Source organism: Kribbella jejuensis (genome assembly GCF_006715085.1).
GTDB classification, from domain to species: Bacteria; Actinomycetota; Actinomycetes; order Propionibacteriales; family Kribbellaceae; genus Kribbella; species Kribbella jejuensis.
This window is the reverse complement of sequence record NZ_VFMM01000001.1, coordinates 108,044-130,018: the sequence shown is the minus strand read 5'-3', so window position 1 is coordinate 130,018 and position 21,975 is coordinate 108,044. Positions and strand designations below refer to the sequence as shown.

Sequence of the window (21,975 nt, the reverse complement as noted above, 5' to 3'; positions counted from 1 at the left end):
GGATCTACGCTCTGAGCGTGGCTACTCGTGTGCTGGTCGTCGACGACGACCCGACCGTGTCCAATGTCGTCTCGGCGTACCTGACCAAGGCCGGGTACGACGCCCGCGTGGTCGCGGAAGGCCTGTCCGCAGTCGAGGTCTGGCAGCAGTGGAAGCCGTCGGTCGTCGTCCTCGACGTGATGCTGCCCGGGCTGTCCGGTCTCGAAGTACTGCGCCGGTTGCGTGCGGCCGACGACGGTGCCGCGGTGATCATGCTGTCCGCGCGCGGCGAGGAGGAGGACCGGCTGGTCGGCCTCGAGGTCGGCGCCGACGACTACGTGGTCAAGCCGTTCAGCCCGCGCGAGCTGACGCTGCGCGTGCAGGCGATGGTCCGGCGGGAGGAGCGGCTGGCCGGGCTGGACCTGACGCCGACGAAGCTGAGCGCGGGACCGGTCACCGTGGACACGGCGGCGCGGCGCGCGTACCTCGGCGAGGAGGAGCTGTCGCTGACGCACCGCGAGTTCGACCTGCTCGCGTACCTCGTGTCGCACGCCGGCAAGGCGTACACGAAGGCCGAGCTGCTGCGCCGCGTGTGGGGCTGGGACTTCGGCGACTCGTCGACGGTCACCGTGCACGTCCGGCGATTGCGCGAGAAGATCGAGGCCGATCCGTCGGATCCGAAGCTGGTGCTGACCGTGCCGCGGACCGGCTACCTGTTCTCCGGTGACGCCTGATGAAAGACATGGCGACGATCCTCGCGCTCACCACCTTGTGGACGTTGGTGGTGGCCGCGGTCGGCGGCGCGATCCTGTGGCAGTTCCGGCGCCGGTCGTTGCGGATCACGATGATCGTGGCCGCGCTCGCGCCGATGGCGGCCGCGCTGGCCGCCGTACTGCAGAGCGTGCGCGCGATGTTCATCTCGGAGCACGACTCGTGGGTGGTGCTGTGGACGCTGGCGTTCGCGGCGCTGCTCGGGTTGGCGATGTCGGTGCTGCTCGGGCACTGGATCAGCACCGGATCGCGTGACGTCGGGCGGCGGTTGCGGCACCTCGGGACGTCGTACGACGCGCCGGAGTCGGCCGGTGGCGCCGTACCGGCGGAGCTCGCCGAGCTGACCAACGAACTGGAGATGACCCGGAAGAAGCTGGTCGCGTCGCACGAGCGCGAACGGGCGCTCGAGGCGAGCCGGCGGGAGCTGGTCGCGTTCATGTCGCACGACCTGCGCACGCCGCTGGCCGGGTTGCGGGCGGTGTCGGAGGGGCTCGAGGACGGCGTGATCGACGACGTACCGGGTGCGTTGAGGCAGATGCGCTCGACGGTCGATCGGATGACCGGGTTGGTGGACGACCTGTTCGAACTGTCCCGGTTGTCGGCCGCGCCTGTGGACTCACGGCCGCGGCGCCGGTCGGCGGTGAGTCTGCGCGAGCTCGCGGAGGACGTCGCGGGGGAGCACAACGAGCACGCGCGGGCCGAGGGGGTGCGGCTCGCGGTCTCGACGCCGATTGGGGACGACCGGCTCGCTGTCCAAGGCGATCCGGACGAACTGACGCGCGCGGTGACGAACCTGGTGGGCAACGCGATCCGGCACACCGCCCCCGGTGGGACAGTGACGCTGGCTGTCGACCGCGAGTCCGACGGGCGGGTTCGGCTGGCGGTGACCGACGGCTGTGGCGGGATCCCGGCGGACGATCTGGAGCGGGTGTTCGATGTCGGCTGGCGCGGCGACGAGCAGCGCACGCCCGAAACCGCGGCCGCTGCTTCCGGTGGCGGCGGGCTCGGGCTGGCGATCGCCCGCGGCGTGGTCGAGTCCCACGACGGGAAGATTGCCGTCAGCAACATCGACGGCGGCTGCGCCTTCGAGATCGATCTACCGCCCGTGCACTAACTCGGTCAGTCCGGTGGCGAGGTCGTACGTCGGTTTCCAGCTGAGGTCGGCTTTGATGCAGTCGGACGACGCCGTGATGTGGCGGACGTCGCCGAGGCGGTAGTCGCCGGTGACGATCGGAGCCGGAGCGTCGTACGCGGTGCAGAGTTCGGTGGCAACCTCGCCGATGGTGGTGACGGTGCCGCTGCCGACGTTGTACGCGGTGAACGCGGGTTGCTGGGGGAGTGCTTGTGCGGCCAGCGTTACCGCGGTCGCGACGTCGCGGACATGGACGAAGTCACGACGCTGCCTGCCGTCCTCGAAGACGCGTGGGGTCTCACCGCGTTCGAGTGCGGAGCGGAAGATGGCGGCGACTCCGGCGTACGGCGTGTTCCGCGGCATCCCCGGTCCGTAGACGTTGTGGAACCGCAGCGCGGTCACCCGCCCACCGGTCTCGCGCGCCCAGGCGGCGGCGAGGTGCTCACCGTTGAGCTTGCTCGCCGCGTACGCATTCCGCGGATCGAGCCGCGCGTCCTCGGTGACGAACCCAGGCCGCAGGAACGCGCCGCAGTACGGACAAGGTGGTTCGAACCGCCCCGCCTGCAAGTCCTCGACCCGCCGAGGCCCAGGCGCCACCTGCCCGTGCTCGTCGCAGTCGTACCGTCCCTCGCCGTACACGACCATCGAGCTGGCGTACACGAGGTTCCGCACGCGGCCCATCGACTTGAGCAACACCGCCGTACCGAGACTGTTGTGCGACACGTAGTCGTCGATGTCGTTCAGATCAACACCCAACCCGACCTTGGCGGCCAGATGCACCACGGTGCCAACCCCCTCAACCGCCGCGGCGACAGCCTCCGCATCGCGAACATCGCGACCACCATCCCGCAGGTCGAACACCACCACTTCGTGGCCCTCGGCAACCAGTTGCTCGTGGACATGCTGCCCGATGAACCCAGCACCCCCGGTCAACAGAACGCGCATCACGCCCCCACCGCCTCTGCGGCTGCGGTGCCGTCGAGAGTGTGGCGGCAGGTGCAGTCTGCGTCCGCCTTCGGAAGCTGGACGATGACGTCTCTCAGCAACTGCTGAAGGCGCTCGATGCTCAGTTTGAAGGCCTCGTACACCTCCGTCTGGGTGACGCCGGTGCCGGTGGCGATGCCGGCGTCGTGGTCGGTCACCACGGCGATCGAGGTGTAGCAGAGGGCCAACTCGCGGGCGATCGCGGCTTCGGGCGCGCCGGTCATGCCCACGACGGACCAGCCCTGGGCAGCGTGCCACTGGGATTCCGCGCGGGTGGAGAAACGCGGCCCGTTGATGACGACCATCGTGCCGTCCGGTACGACGTTGCCGTTGGCAATCACCGTGGCGCGGCCGATCGGACAGTACGGGTCCGCGGAAGAGACGTGCACGACCGGCGCCGCGTCGTACACGGTGTGCTCGCGTCCCCACGTGCGGTCGACGTACTGATCCGGTACGACGAACGTACCGGGCATCAGTTCCGGCCGCAGCGAACCGACCGCGCACGGCCCGAGCACCTGCCGCACACCGAGCGAACGCAGCGCCCACAGGTTCGCGCGGTAGTTCACGCGGTGCGGCGGGAACCGGTGATCCGTGCCGTGCCGCGGAATGAACGCGACCTCCCGCCCGTCCAGGTCCCCGACCACCGGCGCCTCGCTGGGCGCCCCGTACGGGGTGTCGATCTCGATTCGCTCCGCACCGGACAGGAACGAGTAGAACCCGGACCCGCCGATCACGCCGATGTCAGCCATGCCCCAGACGCTAGTGCCGGCGACCGCGGCGACCGCCGGATCCGTGGGGATCGTCAGCGCTCCGTAAGAATGGGGCCGTGGACAACTCGTGGGTGCTGGTCGCGGTCGGCCTGGTCTTGCTCCTGGTCGGCGCCTACGCGAGCTGGACCGCGGGCCGCCTGGACCGCCTGCACCACCGGGTCGACCTCGCCCGGGCCGCCCTCGAGACCGAACTGGCCCGCCGCTCGGCCCTGGTCGCGGAACTGGCCGGCAGCGACGTCCTCGACCCGGCGTCCGCCCTGCTGCTCGTCGACGCCGCGCACCGCGCTCGGGCGGCCTCGCTCGACCCGATCGAGGACCGCGAGCAGGCCGAGTCCGCGCTGACCCGCGCGATCCATGCCACCGGCACCGACATCGAACCCTGGTCCGCCGAGCTCAGCCTCGCCATGCGCCGCGTCCAACTGGCCCGCCGCTTCCACAACGACGTCGTCGTCTCCACCCGCGATCTGCGCCGCCGCCGCATCGTCACCTGGTTCCGCCTGGCCGGCCACGCCCCAATGCCGACCACCATCGAACTGGAGGACTAGGTACGCCGGGGCTCGGCTGCTCGTGGGTTTGAATGGACGCTATGGAGTCGGTGGACGGGTTTGCGGAGGAGGCCGAGCGGTACCGGCATGAGCTGCGCGTGCACTGCTATCGGATGCTTGGGTCCTACGACGACGCCGAGGACGTGGTGCAGGAGACGTTGCTGCGGGCGTGGCGGGGGCGGGACGGGTTCGAGGGGCGGTCGTCGGTACGCGCGTGGTTGTACCGGATCGCCACGAACGCGTGCATCGACGTACGGCGGCCGCGCCGGGTACTCCCGTACCACCTGGAGCCGGCCTCGTTCCCCGCGATCGCATTGCCGCCCCGGGAGGACGTGCCGTGGCTGCAGCCGTTCCCCGACGTACTGCTCGACCGCGCGGCCGAGCCGGATGCGGTCGCGATCCGGCGGGAGACGATCGAGTTGGCGTTCCTGCTCGCGATCCAGCACCTGCCCCCGCGGCAACGCGCCGTACTCATCTTCCGCGACGTCCTCGGCTGGACCGCCCGCGAGACGGCGGAGGCGGTCGACCTGTCCGTCGCGGCCGTCAACTCGGCCCTCCAACGTGCCCGCCCGGTGCTGCGCGAGCACCTACCGTCCCACCGCGCCGACTGGTCCGCCCGCGACACCACCGAGTCCGAGCGCGACCTCCTGCGGCGTTACGTGACCGCCTGGGACAACGCCGACCCCGCAGCCCTGGCCGCCCTCATGCACGAAGACATCCGCATCACGATGCCGCCGTACCCGTTCTGGTTCGAGGGAATCGACGACGCGATCCGCTCCCTCACCCCCAACCTCACCCCGGCTTTCCGCGGCCACTGGCGCTTCCACCCCACCACCATCAACCACCAACCAACCCTCGCCGCCTACCTCAAACCCCCAACCACCAACACCTACACCCTCTTCGCCCTCGACATCTTCCGCATAGAACAAGGCAAGATCGCCGAAATCACCGCCCACGAAACCACCAACCACAAGCTCTTCGGCCTCCCCGCGCCCTACTTGGCGTCGGCGTAGACCTTGACGGTGGCGGTGGTGAAGGCGAAGTTGGTGGGCGTGGGGCCGAAGGTGAGGGTGCCGGCTAGGGTGCTCGCGTTTTGGATGGCCTCGGTTACTTGGGGGGCTTCTTCGGCGGGGCAGTGGACGATGACTTCGTCGTGCTGGAAGAAGACGAGCTCGGCCTTCAATGCCGTGAGGGTTTGGCGGAGGGCGGCCAGCATGAGGAGGGCCCAGTCGGCGGCGCTGCCCTGGACGACGAAGTTGCGAGTGAAGCGGCCTCGGGCTCTCGCGTGGCGCGGGTCCGTGGTCGGGAGGTCGCCGGGCGGGCCCTCCAGCAGCGCGGCGTCCAGCGCGTGGCCGGCGGGCGGGCAGGTGCGGCCGAGGTACGTACGGACCAGCCGGCCCTCTTCACCCAGCCGGGCCGCGTCGTCCACGTACGCGACCGCCTTCGGGAACCGCTTGCGCAGCATCGCGAGGTTCTTCAGCCCGTCGCCCGACGTCTGCCCGTAGATCGCACCCAGGACGGCGATCTTCGCCTGTGCGCGATCACCCGAGAAGGCCTGGTCCGAGACCGCCTTGTACAGATCACCGGGATCGCTCGCGACCTCCATCAACGCCGGATCCCGGGAGATCGCGGCAAGGATCCGCGGCTCGAGCTGCGACGCGTCCGCGACCACCAACCGCCACCCGGGATCCGCCACCACCGCGCGGCGAATCACCTTCGGGATCTGCAGCCCGCCACCACCGTTGGTGATCCACCGCCCCGACACCGTCCCACCGGGCACGAACCCGGGCCGGAACCGCCCGTCGTGCACCCAGTCGTTCAACCACGACCACCCGTTGGCCGTGTAGATCCGATAGAGCTTCTTGTACTCCAGCAGCGGGGCGACCGCCGGATGATCGAGGTGCTCGAGCTCCCACTTCCGCGTGCTCTTCACCTGATACCCAGCCTGCTTGAACGCCTTCAGCACGTCCGCCGGCAGCTCCGGCCGGACCCGGTGACCGAACGCCGCCGAGATCTCGTCCGCCAGCTCGGTCAGCCGCCGCGGCTCGCCCGAACCCGCGAACCGCTCGCCGAGCAGCTCGCTCAGCACCTCCCGATGCGCCTGCGCGCTCCACGGCAACCCGGCCAGGTCCATCTCCGCGGCGATCAGCATCGCCGACGATTCCGCTGCCGTCAGCAACCGCATCCGGTCCGGGAACTCGGTCAGCGCATGCCGCCGGAGCTGGTCGGCGTACACCTTCAACAACGCGGAGAACGGGACCGGCTCGGCAGCGATCTCGAACAACGACGACTGTTCACCCGGTACGACGGCGCGCAGTGGCGGATCCGCCGGGACCGGACCGCCGCTCAACCGTCCCCACGCGGCCGCGGCCGACCGTGGCTCGCCGAGCCGGCCCTCGTGCCCGAGCAGCAGACCCTCCGTGTTCTCGATGTCGTAGCACCGCTCGACCCGCACCCCCGCCGCGAGCAGCCGCGGATAGATGTCCGCCGAGGCCCGCCACACCCACCGCGACACCTGCGGCCGCGATGCCACTGCCTGCACGAGATCCGGCTCGTGCAGCACCTCCCCGGCAGGCTGCCCGTCCGGATGCAAGGCAACGAGCACCGCCCCGCCACCCTCCTCCGGAGCAATCGCCCACCGTTCGTCCATACCCGAATCCAAGCACCCACGACGGACACTCCGCGCTCATCAGGCCAGTTGTGGGAAGCTGGACTTATGTGGCGGGTGGGGGACCTGGATACGGCAGACGGCACCAAGACCGAGCAGGTCGAGGGGCTGGTACTGCGGCGGATCGAGCGCGGCGACCTCTCGATCGGCTCCCGCCTGCCCTCGGAACGGGTACTCGCCGAACGCCTGGGCGTCAGCCGGGTGACCGTGGTCCGTGCGCTGGAGAACCTGCGGCGGGACGGCGTACTGGAAACGAAACGCGGATCCGGGACCGTCGTACGCCCACTGGACCGCCTGCTCGACCCGGTGGCGCCCGCGTCGACGGTGACGCCGGGCGACCGGCCAGTACTGGATCTGCGCTTCGCGACGACCGCCGCACCGCACGATGTCGCCGAGGCGGCGGCGCAGATCGTGCAGGACGGGCTACCCCAGGCGATGGGCGGTGACGGACCGCCGCCCGGCGGCTCGCAGGAACTGAGAGCCGCATTGGCCGACCGCCTCACCAAAGAGGGCGTGCCTACCGAGCCTGAGCAGCTGACGCTGACCGTGGGCGCGGCGGCGGGTCTCAACGCGGCGCTCGCAGGGTTGGACCTGGGGCCAGGTGTGGCGATCACCGAGACACCGACGTACCCGGCTGCCTTCGACCTGTTGCGCAAGCATCGGCTCGATGTGGCCGGGTGGCCGGCTGGGGTGTGGGACACCGACCAGTTGGCGCATCTTTGCCGACGGCATCGACCGAAAGTCATCTATCTGCAGGCGGACAACCACAATCCGACCGGACTGAGTCTGCCTGCTGATCGGCGGCAGGCCGTCGTGGAGATCGCGCGTCGTTATGGAGCGGCGTTGATCAGTGACGAGACGATGCGGCCGCTGTGGTTGGCGAACGGGATGCAGGCCGAGCCGCTGAGCCGATATCCCAGGACCGTGAGTGTTGGATCGCTGTCCAAGACAGTGTGGGGTGGTCTGAGGGTGGGGTGGGTGCGGACGGGAAAGCAGCTGCGGCGGCGGATCAATACGGCGGCCCAGTTGAGCGTTGCCTCGCCCAGTGCGCTGGATGATCTGCTGGCGCAGGCGATCGTGCCGAAGTTGGACAAAGTGATCGGACGACGACGTACCCGGCTGCGCGCCAACCTGAACGCGCTCGAGGCCGGACTGCGGACCCTCGACGGTGTGGCGTGGCCCACTCCGACCGGCGGCATGACGCTCTGGCTCGAATTGACCGAGACCAGAGCCCGCCGCGTCCTCGACGCGGCCCGCGAACAGGGCCTGCTGCTCGGCGCTGGCGACCTGTTCACGCCGGAGGCGACGGACCGGCGGCACATCCGCATCCCATTCACCGCACCACCCGCCACGCTGCGGCTCGTGGTCGCCCGGCTCGGCGATGCGCTTCAGTCCACTTGATTCGGAGTGGACTGAAGTCAATTGCCCGATGCCTCCTAACCTGGAACCGAGGCCCACGACCAGGAGGATGCAGTGACCGAGAACCAGACGCCCGCGACCGGGACCGCCAAGGTCAAGCGCGGCATGGCGGAGATGCTCAAGGGCGGCGTGATCATGGACGTCGTCACCGCCGAGCAGGCCAAGATCGCCGAGGACGCCGGCGCGGTCGCGGTGATGGCGCTGGAGCGGGTCCCGGCCGACATCCGCGCCCAGGGCGGCGTGTCCCGGATGAGCGACCCGGACATGATCGACTCGATCATCAACGCGGTCTCGATCCCGGTGATGGCCAAGGCCCGGATCGGCCACTTCGTCGAGGCGCAGGTGCTGCAGAGCCTCGGCGTCGACTACATCGACGAGTCCGAGGTGCTCACCCCGGCCGACTACGCGAACCACATCGACAAGTGGAACTTCACCGTCCCGTTCGTCTGCGGCGCGACCAACCTCGGCGAGGCGCTCCGCCGGATCACCGAGGGCGCGGCGATGATCCGCTCCAAGGGTGAGGCCGGTACCGGTGACGTATCCAACGCCACCACCCACATGCGGCAGATCCGCCAGGAGATCCGCAAGCTGCAGAGCCTGCCCGAGGACGAGCTGTACGTCGCGGCCAAGGAGCTGCAGGCGCCGTACGAGCTGGTCAAGGAGGTCGCCCAGCTCGGCAAGCTCCCGGTCGTGCTGTTCACGGCCGGCGGCATCGCCACTCCGGCCGACGCCGCGATGATGATGCAACTGGGCGCCGAGGGCGTGTTCGTCGGCTCCGGCATCTTCAAGTCGGGCAACCCGGCCCAGCGCGCCGAGGCGATCGTCAAGGCAACCACCTTCCACGACGACCCCGACGTGATCGCCAAGGTCTCCCGCGGCCTGGGCGAGGCCATGGTCGGCATCAACGTCGACGAGATCCCGCAGCCGCACCGCCTCGCCGAACGCGGCTGGTAACTGCGGCTGGTAAGTAAAGACATACTCAAGAGACCCGATCACTGGCTGCACGCCGGTGATCGGGTTTCTGCCTTTTCGAGCAGCTATCCACTTGCCATGAGGTTACGAAATGGGATCGGATTGGGCGCGTCGGTCGCGGTCCGGGTGGAGTACGGCAAGCGTGGGAGCGTGTGTTTTACAAGGGACTTCGGGGTTGCGGCACCGGTTCACGACTCGCCGCTCGAAGGCTTGACGCCGAACGACTTTGGCAAAGACAATGCGAAACTACTTGAGCGAGCAGTGCGCGTTCGAGTGCGTACTGCTGCTGACCGTGTGGCTGGATTTCAGAGCTTCCAGCCGCGCCGAGCGCTGGCCGCCTACGGACCGGGGGACGCTCACCACAAGGGGCAGGTGCCAACAGCACCGTCGGGAATCTAGTGAGAAGAGGCAGGACCACATGAGCGAGACCAGCAAGATCGGACGTCGGAGTCTCCTGCGAGGGAGCCTGGCGGCGGCCGCGGTGCTTCCCCTTGGCGGTGCACTCGCCAGTTGCGCGACCAGTGGCAACAACAACAACAGCAACAGCGGCTCGCAGCAGGGCGGCACGAAGAGCGCGGACAACCCGTTCGGGATGGCGGACAAGTCGACCGTCGACGCGGTCATCTTCAACGGCGGCTACGGCTACGACTACGTGTCGTTCGCGGCCAACATCGTGCAGCAGAAGCACTCGGGCTCGACGGTCAAGGTGTCGCCGTCCACGCAGATCGCCCAGCAGCTGCAGCCGCGCTTCGTCGGCGGCAACCCGCCGGACCTGATCGACAACTCCGGCGCGAACCAGATCGGCTTCAACACGATCCTGGATCAGCTGGAGACCCTGGACGACGTCTTCGAGGCCAACAACTACGAGGGCAAGAAGATCGCCGACACGCTGTACCCGGGCGCCAAGAACCCCGGTACGTTCGACGGCAAGTTCGTTGCCATGAACTACGTACTCACCCTCTACGGCCTGTGGTACTCCGACAGCCTGTTCAAGGCGAACGGCTGGACCCCGCCGAAGACGTACGACGAGCTGCTCGACCTCGGCGCGAAGGCCAAGGCGAAGGGCAAGTACCTGTTCGTCTGGGGCAAGGAAGCCGCGACGTACTACCACACCCTGGCCGTCGACTCCGCGATCAAGGAGGGTGGCGACGAGGTCCGGCTGGCGCTGGAGAACCTCAAGGAGAACTGCTGGTCGCTGCCGCAGCTCCAGGGCGTGTTCAAGGCCATGGAGACCATGGTCAAGAACGGGTACTTCGTCCCCGGCGGCGCCGGTACGCAGTTCACCGCCGCGCAGGCCAAGTGGAGCAACGACCAGCAGGCGATCCTGTACCCGTCGGGTTCCTGGATCGAGAACGAGATGAAGAAGGCCACCAAGGCCGGCTTCGACATGAAGGGCATCCCGGAGCCCACGCTCACCTCCAGCCCGAAGCTGCCGTGGGAGTCGCTGCGGAGCGCGGCCGGCGAGCCGTTCATCGTGCCGTCGAAGGGCAAGAACGTTGCCGGTGGCAAGGAGCTGCTGCGGGCCATGCTGTCCAAGGACGCGGCGACCAACTTCGCCAAGACCCGGCTCGCGCCGACGATCGTCAAGGGTCTGGTGCCCGCGGACGGTTTCGGCTCGACCGCTCTGCAGTCGCAGACGCAGATGCTGGACGCGGCCGGCACCAACGTCTTCGACTACCAGGTGTTCGGCCTGTACGGCATGAACACCGACCAGCTCGTGGTCTGGAACTCGTTCCTGTCCGGTCAGCTGGACGCGGCCGGCCTGACCAAGGGCCTGCAGCAGATCACCGACAAGGTGCGCAACGACAGCTCCATCAAGAAGATTCCGGTCACCAAGTGACCATCACGCAAGATGTCGTGACGGAGGGCGGACCGAAAAGGTCCGCCCGCCGGCGCCGCCGCCCGCTGACCTTCGACCGGGTCAGCTTCATGGTCGTGTTCCTCGGACTGCCGCTCGCGGTCTTCGTGATCTTCGTGGTCTCGCCGTTCGTCCAGGCGCTGTGGTACTCGCTGACCGACTGGTCCGGCTTCAGCTCGGGAATGAACTTCGTCGGCTTCGACAACTACGTGAAGCTGTTCCACGACGACATCTTCCTGAAGGCCGTCCGCAACAACATCGAGCTCGCGATCGTCGTACCGCTCGTGACCATCGTGCTGGCGCTGACGCTGGCCACGCTGGTGACGATCGGCGGTTCGGGCACCGGTACGGTCCGCGGGCTGCGGAACTCCGGCTTCTACCGGATCGTGTCGTTCTTCCCGTACGTGATCCCGGCGATCGTGATCGGCCTGATCTGGGCCCAGGTGTTCACCCCGGCCTCGGGCATCCTGGACGCGGTGCTGTCGAAGATCGGGCTGCACCAGTTCGAGAACTACGCCTGGCTCGGTGACGCCCGGACCGCGATGCCGGCCTCGATGTTCGTGATGATCTGGGGCTTCGTCGGCTTCTACATGGTGCTGTTCATCGCCGCCATCCGGGGCATCGACCCGGAGGTGTTCGAGGCGGCCCGGATCGACGGCGCCGGCCGGTTCCGGACCGCGGTGTTCCTCACCCTGCCGCTGATCCGCGACAACGTGCAGACGGCGTACATCTACCTCGGGATCGCCGCCCTCGACGCCTTCGTGTACATGCAGGCGCTGAACCCCGGCGGTGGCCCGCAGAACTCGACACTGGTCATGCCGCAGCAACTGTTCACCACGGCGTTCAGCAAGGGTCAGTTCGGCTACTCCACCGCGATGGGTGTGATCCTGGCCGCCGTGACGATGCTGTTCGCGCTGCTGGTCTTCCTGGTGAACGCCCTGACCGGCGGACGTGAGCGAAAGGTACGCCGATGACGACAACCGCCGACCGGGCCGGCGTGGTGGCCGCGCCCCGTGCCTCCGGCAAGGGATCCCGGGAAGGCAAGGGAGTCGCCACCACCGCCCACATCGCGCTGATCGTGTGGTCGCTGCTGGTCATCCTGCCGCTGCTGTGGACCCTGCTGTCCTCGTTCAAGTCGACCCAGGAGGTGCTGGGCAACCCGCTGTCGCTGCCGCACAAGCTCCGGTTCAGCAACTACGCGAACGCCTGGACCACAGCCGGTATCGGCCGGTACTTCCTGAACACCGTGATCGTCGTCGGCTCCTCGCTGGTGCTGGTGATGATCCTCGGCGCGATGTGCGCGTACGTGCTGGCCAGGTTCACGTTCCCCGGCAACCGGCTGATCTACTACTCGATGCTGGCCGGACTGACGTTCCCGGTCTTCCTGGCGATCGTGCCGCTGTTCTTCGTGCTGAAGAATCTCGCGCTGCTGAACACCCTGCCGGGGTTGATCATCACCTACGTCGCGTTCGCGTTGCCGTTCACAGTGTTCTTCCTGCACGCGTTCTTCAAGGCGCTGCCGGGAGAGGTGTACGAGGCGGCGCAGATCGACGGCGCGGGGGAGTGGCGGTCGTTCTTCTCGGTGATGCTGCCGATGGCGCGGCCGGGGATGGCGTCGGTCGCCATCTTCAACTTCCTCGGATTGTGGAACCAGTTCCTGCTGCCCGTGGCGCTGAACACCAACTCGAACAACTACGTGCTCTCCCAGGGCATGGCGTCGTTCGCGTCCCAGGCCGGGTACGCGGTGGACTTCGGTGCACTGTTCGCGGCCGTGGTGATCACGGTGGCACCGGTACTGGTCGTCTACATCATCTTCCAGCGGCAACTGCAAGTCTCGGTGACCGCCGGCGGTGTGAAGTAGCACGGTCGACTAACCTGGGCGGTATGCACGTCGACGAGCGGACCGCCCGGGAACTGCGTGGCCTGGCCCGCGTCCTGGTGCGATCGGGGTACGCCGACCACGCGGCCATCACGGCCGCCCTGACCGAGGCGGTGCAACAGGACGCGCCGTCGATGGACGCGGCGTCGCTGGTACCGCTGCTGATCGGCGAGGCGGTGATGGATCTCGACGCCGAGGCCGCGGGGTGGCCGGCAAGTACTGATCCGGACCGGCTGGACACGGTCCTGAGCGAGCTGGAGAGCCGCGGGCTGGTGGTGGTCCGGTACACATCGGATCACCACGCCGCCCGCGAGGCGCTCGAGGCCGCCGACAACCCGCGCGGGCTGGTGTTCTTCACCGACACCGACGTCTGGCACGCGGTCGACTTCGGGATGCTCGAGCTCAAGCTCTGGCATCCCGACACCGGCAACGTCGCGCCCGGCGAGCCGTTGCTGGAGGACGTACTGGCGCTCCTGCACCAGCACGATCTACCCGCGGTCTTCGACGAGGGCCGCATCGAGGTCACGCTCAACTGGCAACGGAGAGTGACCCTGTGAGTGTGATCGGTGTCTTCGCACTGCAGGGCAATGTGCGGGAGCACCTTGCGATGCTGACGTCGGTCGGCGTCGAGGCGCGTGCGGTCCGTCGGCCCGCGGAGCTCGAGCAGGTCGACGCGATGGTGCTGCCGGGCGGCGAGTCGACGACGATGTACAAACTGGCCCGGACGTTCGACCTGTTCGAACCGCTGCAGAAGCGGATCGCGGACGGGATGCCCGTGTTCGGGACCTGCGCAGGGATGATCATGCTGGCCAACGAGATCACCGGCGGGATCGCCGGCCAGGAGACGCTCGGCGGGCTGGACGTGACGGTCCGCCGGAACGCGTTCGGGCGGCAGGTCGACTCGTTCGAGTCCGACCTCGAGTTCGCGGCGCTGGACACGCCGTACCACGCGGTGTTCATCCGTGCACCGTGGGTGGAGCGCGTCGGACAGGACGTCGAGGTACTCTCGACGGTGAGGTCGGGCCCGGCCGCAGGTAGGATCGTCGCGGTTCGCCACGATCGGTTGCTGGCCACGTCGTTCCATCCGGAGATGACCGGGGACGCCAGGCTGCACGGCTACTTCGCCGAGCTGGTCCGCGGCCGGTAGACGTTCGTAGCAGTCAGAAGGGTTGGTTCGCCATGTCAGGCCACTCCAAGTGGGCCACCACGAAGCACAAGAAGGCCGTCATCGACGCGAAGCGCGGCAAGCTCTTCGCGAAGCTGATCAAGAACATCGAGGTGGCCGCCCGGATGGGCGGTGGCGACCCTGGCGGGAACCCGACCCTGTACGACGCCATCCAGAAGGCGAAGAAGTCGTCGGTCCCGAACGACAACATCGACCGCGCGGTCAAGCGTGGTTCCGGGGCCGAGGCCGGCGGTGCCGAGTACCAGACGATCATGTACGAGGGCTACGGCCCGAACGGCGTCGCGATGCTGGTCGAGTGCCTCACCGACAACCGCAACCGGGCCGCCGCCGACGTACGGACGGCGATGTCCCGCAACGGTGGCTCGCTCGCCGACCCGAACTCGGTCGCCTACCTGTTCAACCGCAAGGGCGTGATCGTCGTCGCCAAGGACCAGGACGGTAAGTCGCTGTCCGAGGACGACGTGATGGAGGCCGTGCTCGAGGCCGGCGCCGACGAGGTGAACGACCTCGGTGACTCCTGGGAGATCATCACCGAGGCCACCGACATGGTCGCGGCCCGGACCGCCCTGCAGGACGCCGGCATCGACTACGACTCCGCCGACGTCCAGTTCGTCCCGTCGATGACGGTGGAACTGGACGCCGACGGCGCCGGCAAGATCTTCCGCCTGATCGACGCCCTCGAGGACAGCGACGACGTCCAGAACGTCTACGCCAACTTCGACGTCTCGGACGAAATCATGGCCGAGGTCGGCTGACAGGTCGGGCCGATGGGCCGGACGTTGCGGGAACTGTTGCCGGCCGAGTTGCTCGAGCAAACCCTGGGGGAGGTAGGGCAGCTCCTGCCGGGAATCGGTGCTTCGGCCTGGTCGGACGTGCCTGCGGCCGACCGGGCCGCGGTGCTTGCCGACGCAGAGAAAACGGCGGCCCGGGAGTGGCCCGTGCTGTTGGCGCGGGACTTTGCGCGGTATCAGCGCGAGGGCGACCGCGTCAGCTACGAGACGCCGTACTTCGAGCGCCGGCGGCGGATCGTCCTCAGTGCGTTGGCCGCTCTGTTGACAGGGTCCGAGCGGTGGATCGCGGATGTGGTGGACGGGGTCTGGCTGGTCTGCGACGAGGCGACGTGGACCCTGCCGGCGCATGCGTCGTCGGCGATCGCGCGCGGCGAGGCGTTGCCGCGGCCGGGTGATCGAGACCTGGATCTGTTCTGTGCCGAAACGGGCGGACTGCTCGCTTGGGTGCAGCACCTGCTGGGTCCGGTGCTGGACGAGCCGACCCGGCGGCGGATCGCGGCCGAGGTCGACCGGCGGGTGCTGACGCCGTTCCTCGAGGTCCGGGACTGGCGCTGGCTCGTTGGATTCACCAACAACTGGAACCCCTGGATCCACTCGAACATCACCGCCTGCGCGCTGCTCCTCGAGCCCGACCCGGTACGGCGCGCCCGGATCGTCGACCTCGTCGTCCAAGGACTCGACGTGTTCCTGGACTCGTACCCGGACGACGGAGGCTGCGACGAGGGCGCCTCGTACTGGACCCGCGCCGGCGGATCGCTCGCGGACAACCTGGTGTTGTTGTACGACGCAACGTCCGGCCGGCTCGACGGATTCGGTCATCCCAAGCTGCGGCCGATCACGGCGTACCTGCCGGCCATGCACATCGCCGACCGGTGGTACGTGAACTTCGCGGACTGCCCGGCGCAGCTGGCCGATCCCTCGGCGGCGTACCCGCTCTATCGGCTGGGCGTCCACACCGGCGAACCGGCAGCACGCCGGCACGCGCGGGCGATCCGGCGCCAGGACGATCCGCTGGTACCGCAGATCCCGTCGATGCTCCGGGTCGTCGGCGCGCTGCTCGAACCGGGGCTGATGGTCGACGAGGAGGTCGTCGAGGATCAGAACGTCTACCTTCCGCAGACCGAGGTGGTGGTCCGGCGGACGGACGAGTTGTTGCTGGCGTGGAAGGGCGGGCACAACGACGAGTCGCACAATCACAACGACGTCGGGACATTCGTCGTCGCGAAGCACGGCGTACCGCGGGTGATCGACCTCGGCGTCGGTACGTACACCCGGCAGACGTTCTCGCCGGAGCGCTACGAGATCTTCACGATGCAGAGCGACTACCACAACCTGCCGCGGATCAACGGCTTCTCGCAGCAGGCCGGCCGCTCGTACCGCGCGACCGGCATGACCGCCGCGGGCCTGGACCTCGCGCACGCCTACCCCGCCGAGGCAGGCATCCGCTCCTGGCACCGGAGTCTGTCGCCGGCCGGGCTGACCGACACATGGGAGCTGGACAACGAGCCGACCGAACTCGTCTGGCACCTGATCCTCAACGGCCGCCCGGTCCACGACGGCCACACGATCATCGTCGACAACCTGACCATCGGCTACGAGGGCGACCTCCTGATCCAACTCGAGCCCATCCCCCTCACCGACCCGAAACTCGCCACCATCTGGGGCCCCGAGATAACCCGCGCCGTCCTGACAGCCCACCCACCCCTCCTGACCCGAACCGGCACCCTCACCCTCACCTTCAGCTAATTGCTAGTGGGAAGCGTGTCCGACCATCCAGAGCTGCCCGCCGGCGCAGTCCCGGTCGGTCCAGGTGTCCCGGAGGTTGTCGGCGCCACCGCCGCCGATGGTGAGCTGTACACCTGACTGCGCGACCACCTGGTTCCCTCCGTCGAGGACTTGGAAGGACTGTGCGTCGCCGCGCACGGTGTACCCACGCGGCCACACGAGCGTCACGCCCCCGCCCCCGCGAACGCAGCCGTTCGCGTCGACGGTCAACGTGGTGACGAGCGCAGCCTCCATTCCACTGGGACTGTCCGTATCGGAATTCACGATCCGAGGCACGCCGCCCGCCGGTCGCGGCCCGCTCGCAGCTTCCGGGAGTACAGCCCACAGAGCACCTGCGATCACGGCCGCGGCGGCGATCCCCAGACTCAACTCTTTCATCGCGCACCCTCCTCGTTTCCTCACCTGGACGTGCGACCGGGCCGCGACGTTGCTAGCCGCGGGAACATTTCTCGAGCGGACAGCTTCACCGGGAAGTGACTGGTGGGTAACATGTGGGGATGAGTCAGGTGCTGGGGTTGTGGGAGCGGTTGCGTGGGGTGCCGGGTGGGGAGCGGGTGTTTTCCTGGGGGTTCACCTGGCGGGCGCCGTACTTCCGGTCCGTGCGGCCGCGGTTCGTTCAGGTCAGTCCCAACTACGCGGCACTCCGGTTGCGCAAGCGGCGGGCCGTCCTGAACCACATCGGGACTGTGCATGCGATTGCCGTGTGCAACGGTTTGGAGGCCGCCATGGGGGCGCTCGCGGAGGCGACGATCCCGGCAGGGAAGCGGTGGCTGCCGAAAAGCATGGAAGTGAAGTACCTCGCGAAGTCGACCTCCGACCTCACCTGCTCGGCCGAGACCGATCCGGGCACATGGACGGCCGGTCCCGACGTACCGGTGCAGGTGAAGGCGACGCGGGACGACGGCACGGTGGTCGTCGAGGGGACAATTCATCTGTGGGTGACGGACAAGAAGACGTAGGGTCTCCCGCGTGACTGAACTGCGGGTGGTGGACGTCACCGAGGAACAGCTCGACTCGGTGTGGCAGGTACGGATCAGGTCGTTCGGCCCAGGTGGTGACCGGGACGAGTGGAAGAAGAACGCGCTGCAGTTCGTCGCGGACCAGCGGATCCTCGGGGTGATGGACGGTGCCGACCTCGTCGCCGCGGCGCGGATCTGGCCGTTCGAGCAGTGGTGGAGCGGGCGCCGGGTCCCGATGGGTGGCGTGGCCGGCGTCGTCGTCGCCCCGGAGTACCGCGGCCGTGGCGTGGGCAGTCTGATGATGCGGGACGTCCTGAAGCGCTGCGCCGAGAAGGGCTATCCGCTGACGGCGTTGTACCCCGCGACGACTGTTCTCTACCGGCACCTCGGCTACGAGTTCGCCGGCGGCCGGTACAAGTTCTCCTTCCAGGCGGCCGATCTGCGGACGCTGGGCGGCACAGGTACGGCGGTACGCAAGGCCGGCGTCGACGACGCCGACCGCTTCCTGGAGCTGGCGTCCAAGGCCCACGCGGTACGCCGTTCGAGTGGTCCGCTGATCTGGCCGCGGTCCGAGATCGAGGCGTGGCTCAAGGACGAGGACAACTTCGCCTACCTGGCCGAGGACGGCTTCGTCGTCTACAGCTGGTCCGACGGCGACCTCTCCGTCGACGAACTCATCGCCGGCTCCGAGGAGACGGCCCGGGCGCTGTGGGCCACGGTCGGTTCGGGTTCGTCGATCGCGACGACCGTGCACGCGTACTGCGCTCCGTCCGACCCGATCCACCTGCTCGCCGAGCACGAGGCGCAGGGCGACGCGCGGATCAACCGCTGGATGCTCCGGCTCGTCGACGCCCCGGCCGCTCTCGCAGCCCGCGGTTACCCCGAAGGCGCCGTACTCGAGGTGGATCTGCGGATCGACGACCCGGAGCTGCCCACGAACACCGGCGACTGGCACCTGTCGCTCGCCGACGGTGCCGCCCAGTTGAAGCCGGCCGACCCGTCGGCCGATGCGGTCCGGCTCGGTCCACGAGGATTGGCCGCGCTGTACGCCGGTACGCCGCCGGCCACGCTCCGGGTCGCCAGCCTGATGGCCGGGGGAGAAGACCAGGACCCCGCTCTGGACGCGGTCTTCGGCGGCGGGACGCCGTACATGCTCGACTACTTCTGATCTCGCGTCCTGCGGGGCCACGGCGCGTCGATTTCGGCCGTGGGACCGCCGCCGTCTAGGGTTGTCGAACAAACGTTCGGAGGTGGTCCATGCGGGTGCTCGGCGTCGACCCGGGACTGACCCGGTGCGGCCTCGGCGTCGTCGAGGGGACACCGGGGAAGCCGCCGGCGCTGGTCGCCGTCGGGGTGATCCGGACGCCGGCCGAGCTGGACGTGTCCAGGCGCCTGGTCCAGATCGAGGAAGAGCTGGACGCGTGGATCGCGAAGTACCAGCCGGATGCGGTCGCGGTCGAGCGGGTGTTCGCGCAGCACAACGTCCGCACGGTGATGGGGACGGCGCAGGCGTCCGGGATCGCGATGGTGGTGGCTGCCCGCCGCGGACTGCCGGTGGCGCTGCACACGCCGAGCGAGGTGAAGGCCGCGGTCACCGGATCGGGCCGCGCCGACAAGGAACAGGTGACCACGATGGTGACCCGGATCCTCCGGCTGAGCGAGCGTCCGACCCCGGCCGACGCCGCCGACGCGCTGGCGCTGGCGATCTGCCAGGTCTGGCGTGGTGGGGTGGCGAGCAAGCTTCAGCAGGCGGCCACGACCCGGACCAACCTCGAGGCGGCCGCCCAGGCACAGGCGCGGCTGCAGGTGGCCCGGCTCAGGGCCGCGGTGGCGGCGCAGCAGGGCAAGCGGTGAGTGTGAGTTGAACGGGCTGGGAGGTTGGCGATGATCGCCTTTGTACGTGGACCGGTGGCGGCCATCGGGGTCGACAGTGCCGTGGTCGAAGTCGGGGGAGTGGGCCTGCAGGTGTACTGCGACCCGGGCACGCTGGCCGGTCTGCGCCCGGGCCAGGAGGCCCGGATCGCCACCTCGATGGTGGTTCGCGAGGACTCGCTGACGTTGTACGGGTTCGCCGACGACGACGCGAAGAACCTGTTCGAGCTGTTGCAGACCGCGTCCGGGGTCGGGCCGAAGCTGGCCCAGGCCGCGCTCGCGGTGCTCAGCCCGGACCAGCTGCGCCAGGCCGTCGCGACCGAGGATCTCGCCGTACTGGTGAAGGTGCCCGGGATCGGGAAGAAAGGCGCGCAGCGGATCGTCCTGGAGTTGAAGGACAAGATCGGTGCACCGTCCAAGACCGTGACCGGGCGGCCGCTGCAGGCGCAGGAGGCGTGGCGTGATCAGGTGCAGGCGGGTCTTGTCGGCCTCGGCTGGTCCGCGCGGGACGCCGAGGACGCCGTGACCGCGGTGTCGCCGCTGGCCGCCGACAACCCGAACCCGTCCGTCCCCGACCTGCTGCGGGCCGCGCTCCGCGTGCTCTCGAAGGCGTAACCCATGGAAGACAACGTCCGGCCGCTGGTCTCCGCGGATGCGGTGGACCTCGAGGAACGCAAGATCGAGTCGGCGCTCCGCCCACGATCGCTGGCCGAGTTCGGCGGCCAGCGCCGGGTCAGCGAACAGCTCGAGCTCGTACTGCACGCCGCCCGCGGGCGGAAGCGCGCGCCCGACCACGTCTTGCTGTCCGGCCCGCCCGGGCTGGGGAAGACGACGCTGGCGATGATCATCGCCAGCGAGCTGTCCGCACCGCTGCGGGTGACCAGCGGTCCGGCGATCCAGCACGCCGGCGACCTGGCCGCGATCCTGTCCGGGCTCAGCGAGGGCGAAGTCCTGTTCCTGGACGAGATCCACCGGATGTCGCGGCCCGCCGAAGAGCTGCTGTACATGGCAATGGAGGACTTCCGCGTCGACGTCATCGTCGGCAAGGGGCCCGGCGCGACCGCGATCCCGTTGGAGATCCCACCGTTCACACTGGTCGGCGCGACCACCCGGGCCGGCCTGCTGCCCGGGCCGCTGCGCGACCGGTTCGGGTTCACCGGCCACCTGGAGTTCTACGAGGCCGCCGAGCTGGAGAAGATCGTGAACCGCTCGGCCGCGCTGCTCGAGGTCGACATCACCCCGGAGGGCGCGACCGAGATCGCCTCCCGCTCCCGGGGTACGCCGCGAATCGCGAACCGGCTGCTCCGCCGGGTCCGCGACTACGCCGAGGTCCGCGCGGACGGCATCATCACGCTCGCGCTCTCCAAGGCCGCCCTCGATCTGTACGAGGTCGACAAGATGGGCCTGGACCGGCTGGACCGGTCGGTGCTGGACGCGTTGTGCCGACGGTTCGGCGGCGGACCGGTCGGTCTTTCCACGCTGGCGGTTGCGGTCGGCGAGGAACGTGAGACCGTGGAGGAAGTAGCGGAACCCTTCCTGGTCCGATCGGGCTACCTGGCCCGGACGCCGCGCGGCCGCGTCGCCACGCCCGCGGCCTGGCGGCACATCGGCCTGAAGGTTCCCAAGGGCGCGACCTTCGCGGACACGCTCTTCGACGAAGAAGACTGAGGAGACCAGCCCCTAACTGAAGAGCCGGGAACCACTGCCGGCGCCGGTACGTAGACACTCCGTAGCGAGTAACTCAAACGTGACCCGGTGTCATGAGGCAGTTGTTGACGCTCAGGGTTAGACTCCCCGGTGGCCTGACCTCCAGGTCTTCCGCTGCGACCGCGTGCTCCGCGGAGCGTGTGGACGCCCGTACAACCGACCCCGACGAAGGATTCTGAGACCCGATGCAACTCCTCGCCGTACCGATGGCCTCCTCCGGGGGTGGCGGCATCACGCTGCTGCTGCCGCTGATCCTGATCGTCGGAATGATCTGGTTCATGAGCCGCACGCAGAAGAAGCAGCGCCAGCGCCAGGCGGACACCGTCGCCAAGCTCGCGCCCGGCACCAAGGTGATCACCACCAGCGGTCTGGTCGGCATCGTCGAGGAGACCGATGACGACTACGTGACGCTGGAGATCTCCGAGGGCGTGCTCGTCCAGGTGGTCAAGGCCGCGATCGGCCGGGTGATCCCCGAAGAGGACGCCGCCGACGACCCGGCCGCTGCCGACGACAGCACCGCCACCACCGCCGATGCGGACGAAGCGGTCACGGCCGAGAAGGTCGACGTACCGGACGCCGGTGCGGACAAGGCCGGCAGCAAGGTGCAGGACACCCCGAAGCTGCCGCCGACGCACACCGAGAACTGATTTCCGTCCCACCGGCCTGCGGCGCGCCGTCCGGCGTCCTGTGAGAGATCC

General features: G+C 68.7%; 23 protein-coding genes. 19 read left to right on the top strand and 4 right to left on the bottom strand.

What is annotated here, in order from left to right; translation table 11 throughout:
• The first annotated feature begins 17 nt into the window (after positions 1-17).
• Complete coding sequence (locus FB475_RS00670; RefSeq protein WP_141851501.1) at positions 18-713, top strand: response regulator transcription factor; 696 nt, start codon at positions 18-20, stop codon at positions 711-713.
• On the top strand, positions 713-1,864 hold the full coding sequence (locus FB475_RS00665) for a sensor histidine kinase (RefSeq protein WP_238331889.1): 1,152 nt from the start codon (positions 713-715) through the stop codon (positions 1,862-1,864). Before FB475_RS00670 ends, FB475_RS00665 begins: the two co-directional genes overlap by 1 nt.
• Here the strand turns inward: FB475_RS00665 and FB475_RS00660 are convergent.
• Together FB475_RS00660 and FB475_RS00655 are read right to left on the bottom strand one after the other, a co-directional pair.
• The gene (locus FB475_RS00660) at positions 1,847-2,827 is read right to left on the bottom strand and encodes an NAD-dependent epimerase/dehydratase family protein (protein ID WP_141851497.1); all 981 of its coding nucleotides are present in this window, start codon (positions 2,825-2,827) and stop codon (positions 1,847-1,849) included. The genes FB475_RS00665 and FB475_RS00660 overlap by 18 nt on opposite strands.
• On the bottom strand, positions 2,827-3,615 hold the full coding sequence (locus FB475_RS00655; RefSeq protein ID WP_141851495.1) for an S-methyl-5'-thioadenosine phosphorylase: 789 nt from the start codon (positions 3,613-3,615) through the stop codon (positions 2,827-2,829). The genes FB475_RS00660 and FB475_RS00655 overlap by 1 nt, the downstream gene beginning before the upstream one ends.
• A gap of 77 nt (positions 3,616-3,692) precedes the next feature.
• On the opposite strand from FB475_RS00655, the gene FB475_RS00650 reads away from it, so the two are divergent.
• Both FB475_RS00650 and FB475_RS00645 read left to right on the top strand, forming a co-directional pair.
• On the top strand, positions 3,693-4,181 hold the full coding sequence (locus FB475_RS00650) for a hypothetical protein (RefSeq protein ID WP_141851493.1): 489 nt from the start codon (positions 3,693-3,695) through the stop codon (positions 4,179-4,181).
• 41 nt (positions 4,182-4,222) lie between these two features.
• A complete protein-coding gene (locus FB475_RS00645) occupies positions 4,223-5,194 on the top strand; it encodes an RNA polymerase subunit sigma-70 (RefSeq protein ID WP_141851491.1) in 972 nt (323 codons plus the stop codon).
• Here the strand turns inward: FB475_RS00645 and FB475_RS00640 are convergent.
• Positions 5,176-6,831 (bottom strand): bifunctional 3'-5' exonuclease/DNA polymerase, encoded by a 1,656-nt coding sequence (locus FB475_RS00640; protein WP_141851489.1) that lies wholly within the window; start codon positions 6,829-6,831, stop codon positions 5,176-5,178. The genes FB475_RS00645 and FB475_RS00640 overlap by 19 nt on opposite strands.
• 66 nt (positions 6,832-6,897) lie before the next feature.
• Here FB475_RS00640 and FB475_RS00635 point away from each other — a divergent pair, with 66 nt between their 5' ends.
• The 9 genes from FB475_RS00635 (at position 6,898) to FB475_RS00595 (ending at position 16,700) form a co-directional block, all read left to right on the top strand.
• Positions 6,898-8,250 (top strand): aminotransferase-like domain-containing protein, encoded by a 1,353-nt coding sequence (locus tag FB475_RS00635; protein WP_141851487.1) that lies wholly within the window; start codon positions 6,898-6,900, stop codon positions 8,248-8,250.
• Positions 8,251-8,322: 72 nt separating this feature from the next.
• A complete protein-coding gene (pdxS, locus tag FB475_RS00630) occupies positions 8,323-9,222 on the top strand; it encodes a pyridoxal 5'-phosphate synthase lyase subunit PdxS (RefSeq protein ID WP_141851485.1) in 900 nt (299 codons plus the stop codon).
• 436 nt (positions 9,223-9,658) lie between these two features.
• Positions 9,659-11,080: an N-acetylglucosamine/diacetylchitobiose ABC transporter substrate-binding protein gene (ngcE, locus tag FB475_RS00625; RefSeq protein WP_141851483.1), complete on the top strand. Its 1,422-nt coding sequence runs from the start codon at positions 9,659-9,661 to the stop codon at positions 11,078-11,080.
• On the top strand, positions 11,077-12,072 hold the full coding sequence (locus FB475_RS00620) for a carbohydrate ABC transporter permease (RefSeq protein WP_238331888.1): 996 nt from the start codon (positions 11,077-11,079) through the stop codon (positions 12,070-12,072). Before ngcE ends, FB475_RS00620 begins: the two co-directional genes overlap by 4 nt.
• A complete protein-coding gene (locus FB475_RS00615; protein ID WP_141851481.1) occupies positions 12,069-12,959 on the top strand; it encodes a carbohydrate ABC transporter permease in 891 nt (296 codons plus the stop codon). The genes FB475_RS00620 and FB475_RS00615 overlap by 4 nt, the downstream gene beginning before the upstream one ends.
• A gap of 23 nt (positions 12,960-12,982) precedes the next feature.
• Positions 12,983-13,534: a DUF6891 domain-containing protein gene (locus tag FB475_RS00610; protein ID WP_141851479.1), complete on the top strand. Its 552-nt coding sequence runs from the start codon at positions 12,983-12,985 to the stop codon at positions 13,532-13,534.
• On the top strand, positions 13,531-14,124 hold the full coding sequence (pdxT, locus tag FB475_RS00605) for a pyridoxal 5'-phosphate synthase glutaminase subunit PdxT (protein ID WP_141851477.1): 594 nt from the start codon (positions 13,531-13,533) through the stop codon (positions 14,122-14,124). Before FB475_RS00610 ends, pdxT begins: the two co-directional genes overlap by 4 nt.
• Before the next feature lie 32 nt (positions 14,125-14,156).
• On the top strand, positions 14,157-14,918 hold the full coding sequence (locus tag FB475_RS00600; protein ID WP_141851475.1) for a YebC/PmpR family DNA-binding transcriptional regulator: 762 nt from the start codon (positions 14,157-14,159) through the stop codon (positions 14,916-14,918).
• A gap of 12 nt (positions 14,919-14,930) precedes the next feature.
• A complete protein-coding gene (locus FB475_RS00595; RefSeq protein ID WP_141851473.1) occupies positions 14,931-16,700 on the top strand; it encodes a heparinase II/III family protein in 1,770 nt (589 codons plus the stop codon).
• Positions 16,701-16,703: 3 nt separating this feature from the next.
• On the opposite strand, the gene FB475_RS00590 is transcribed toward FB475_RS00595, so the two are convergent.
• A complete protein-coding gene (locus tag FB475_RS00590; protein ID WP_141851471.1) occupies positions 16,704-16,973 on the bottom strand; it encodes a hypothetical protein in 270 nt (89 codons plus the stop codon).
• 263 nt (positions 16,974-17,236) lie between these two features.
• Here FB475_RS00590 and FB475_RS00585 point away from each other — a divergent pair, with 263 nt between their 5' ends.
• From FB475_RS00585 to yajC, 6 genes are all read left to right on the top strand, one after another.
• Positions 17,237-17,698: a hotdog fold domain-containing protein gene (locus FB475_RS00585; RefSeq protein WP_141851469.1), complete on the top strand. Its 462-nt coding sequence runs from the start codon at positions 17,237-17,239 to the stop codon at positions 17,696-17,698.
• 10 nt (positions 17,699-17,708) lie between these two features.
• The gene (locus tag FB475_RS00580) at positions 17,709-18,866 is read left to right on the top strand and encodes a GNAT family N-acetyltransferase (protein ID WP_141851467.1); all 1,158 of its coding nucleotides are present in this window, start codon (positions 17,709-17,711) and stop codon (positions 18,864-18,866) included.
• 89 nt (positions 18,867-18,955) lie between these two features.
• Positions 18,956-19,552: a crossover junction endodeoxyribonuclease RuvC gene (ruvC, locus tag FB475_RS00575; protein WP_141851465.1), complete on the top strand. Its 597-nt coding sequence runs from the start codon at positions 18,956-18,958 to the stop codon at positions 19,550-19,552.
• 30 nt (positions 19,553-19,582) lie between these two features.
• Complete coding sequence (ruvA, locus tag FB475_RS00570; RefSeq protein ID WP_141851463.1) at positions 19,583-20,185, top strand: Holliday junction branch migration protein RuvA; 603 nt, start codon at positions 19,583-19,585, stop codon at positions 20,183-20,185.
• A 3-nt stretch (positions 20,186-20,188) separates the two neighbouring features.
• Positions 20,189-21,238, top strand: coding sequence for a Holliday junction branch migration DNA helicase RuvB (gene ruvB, locus FB475_RS00565; protein WP_141851461.1), 1,050 nt, complete (start codon positions 20,189-20,191; stop codon positions 21,236-21,238).
• A 224-nt stretch (positions 21,239-21,462) separates the two neighbouring features.
• Entirely contained in the window at positions 21,463-21,924 is a 462-nt protein-coding gene (yajC, locus tag FB475_RS00560; protein ID WP_141851459.1) for a preprotein translocase subunit YajC, read from the top strand.
• The last annotated feature ends 51 nt before the right edge of the window (positions 21,925-21,975 follow it).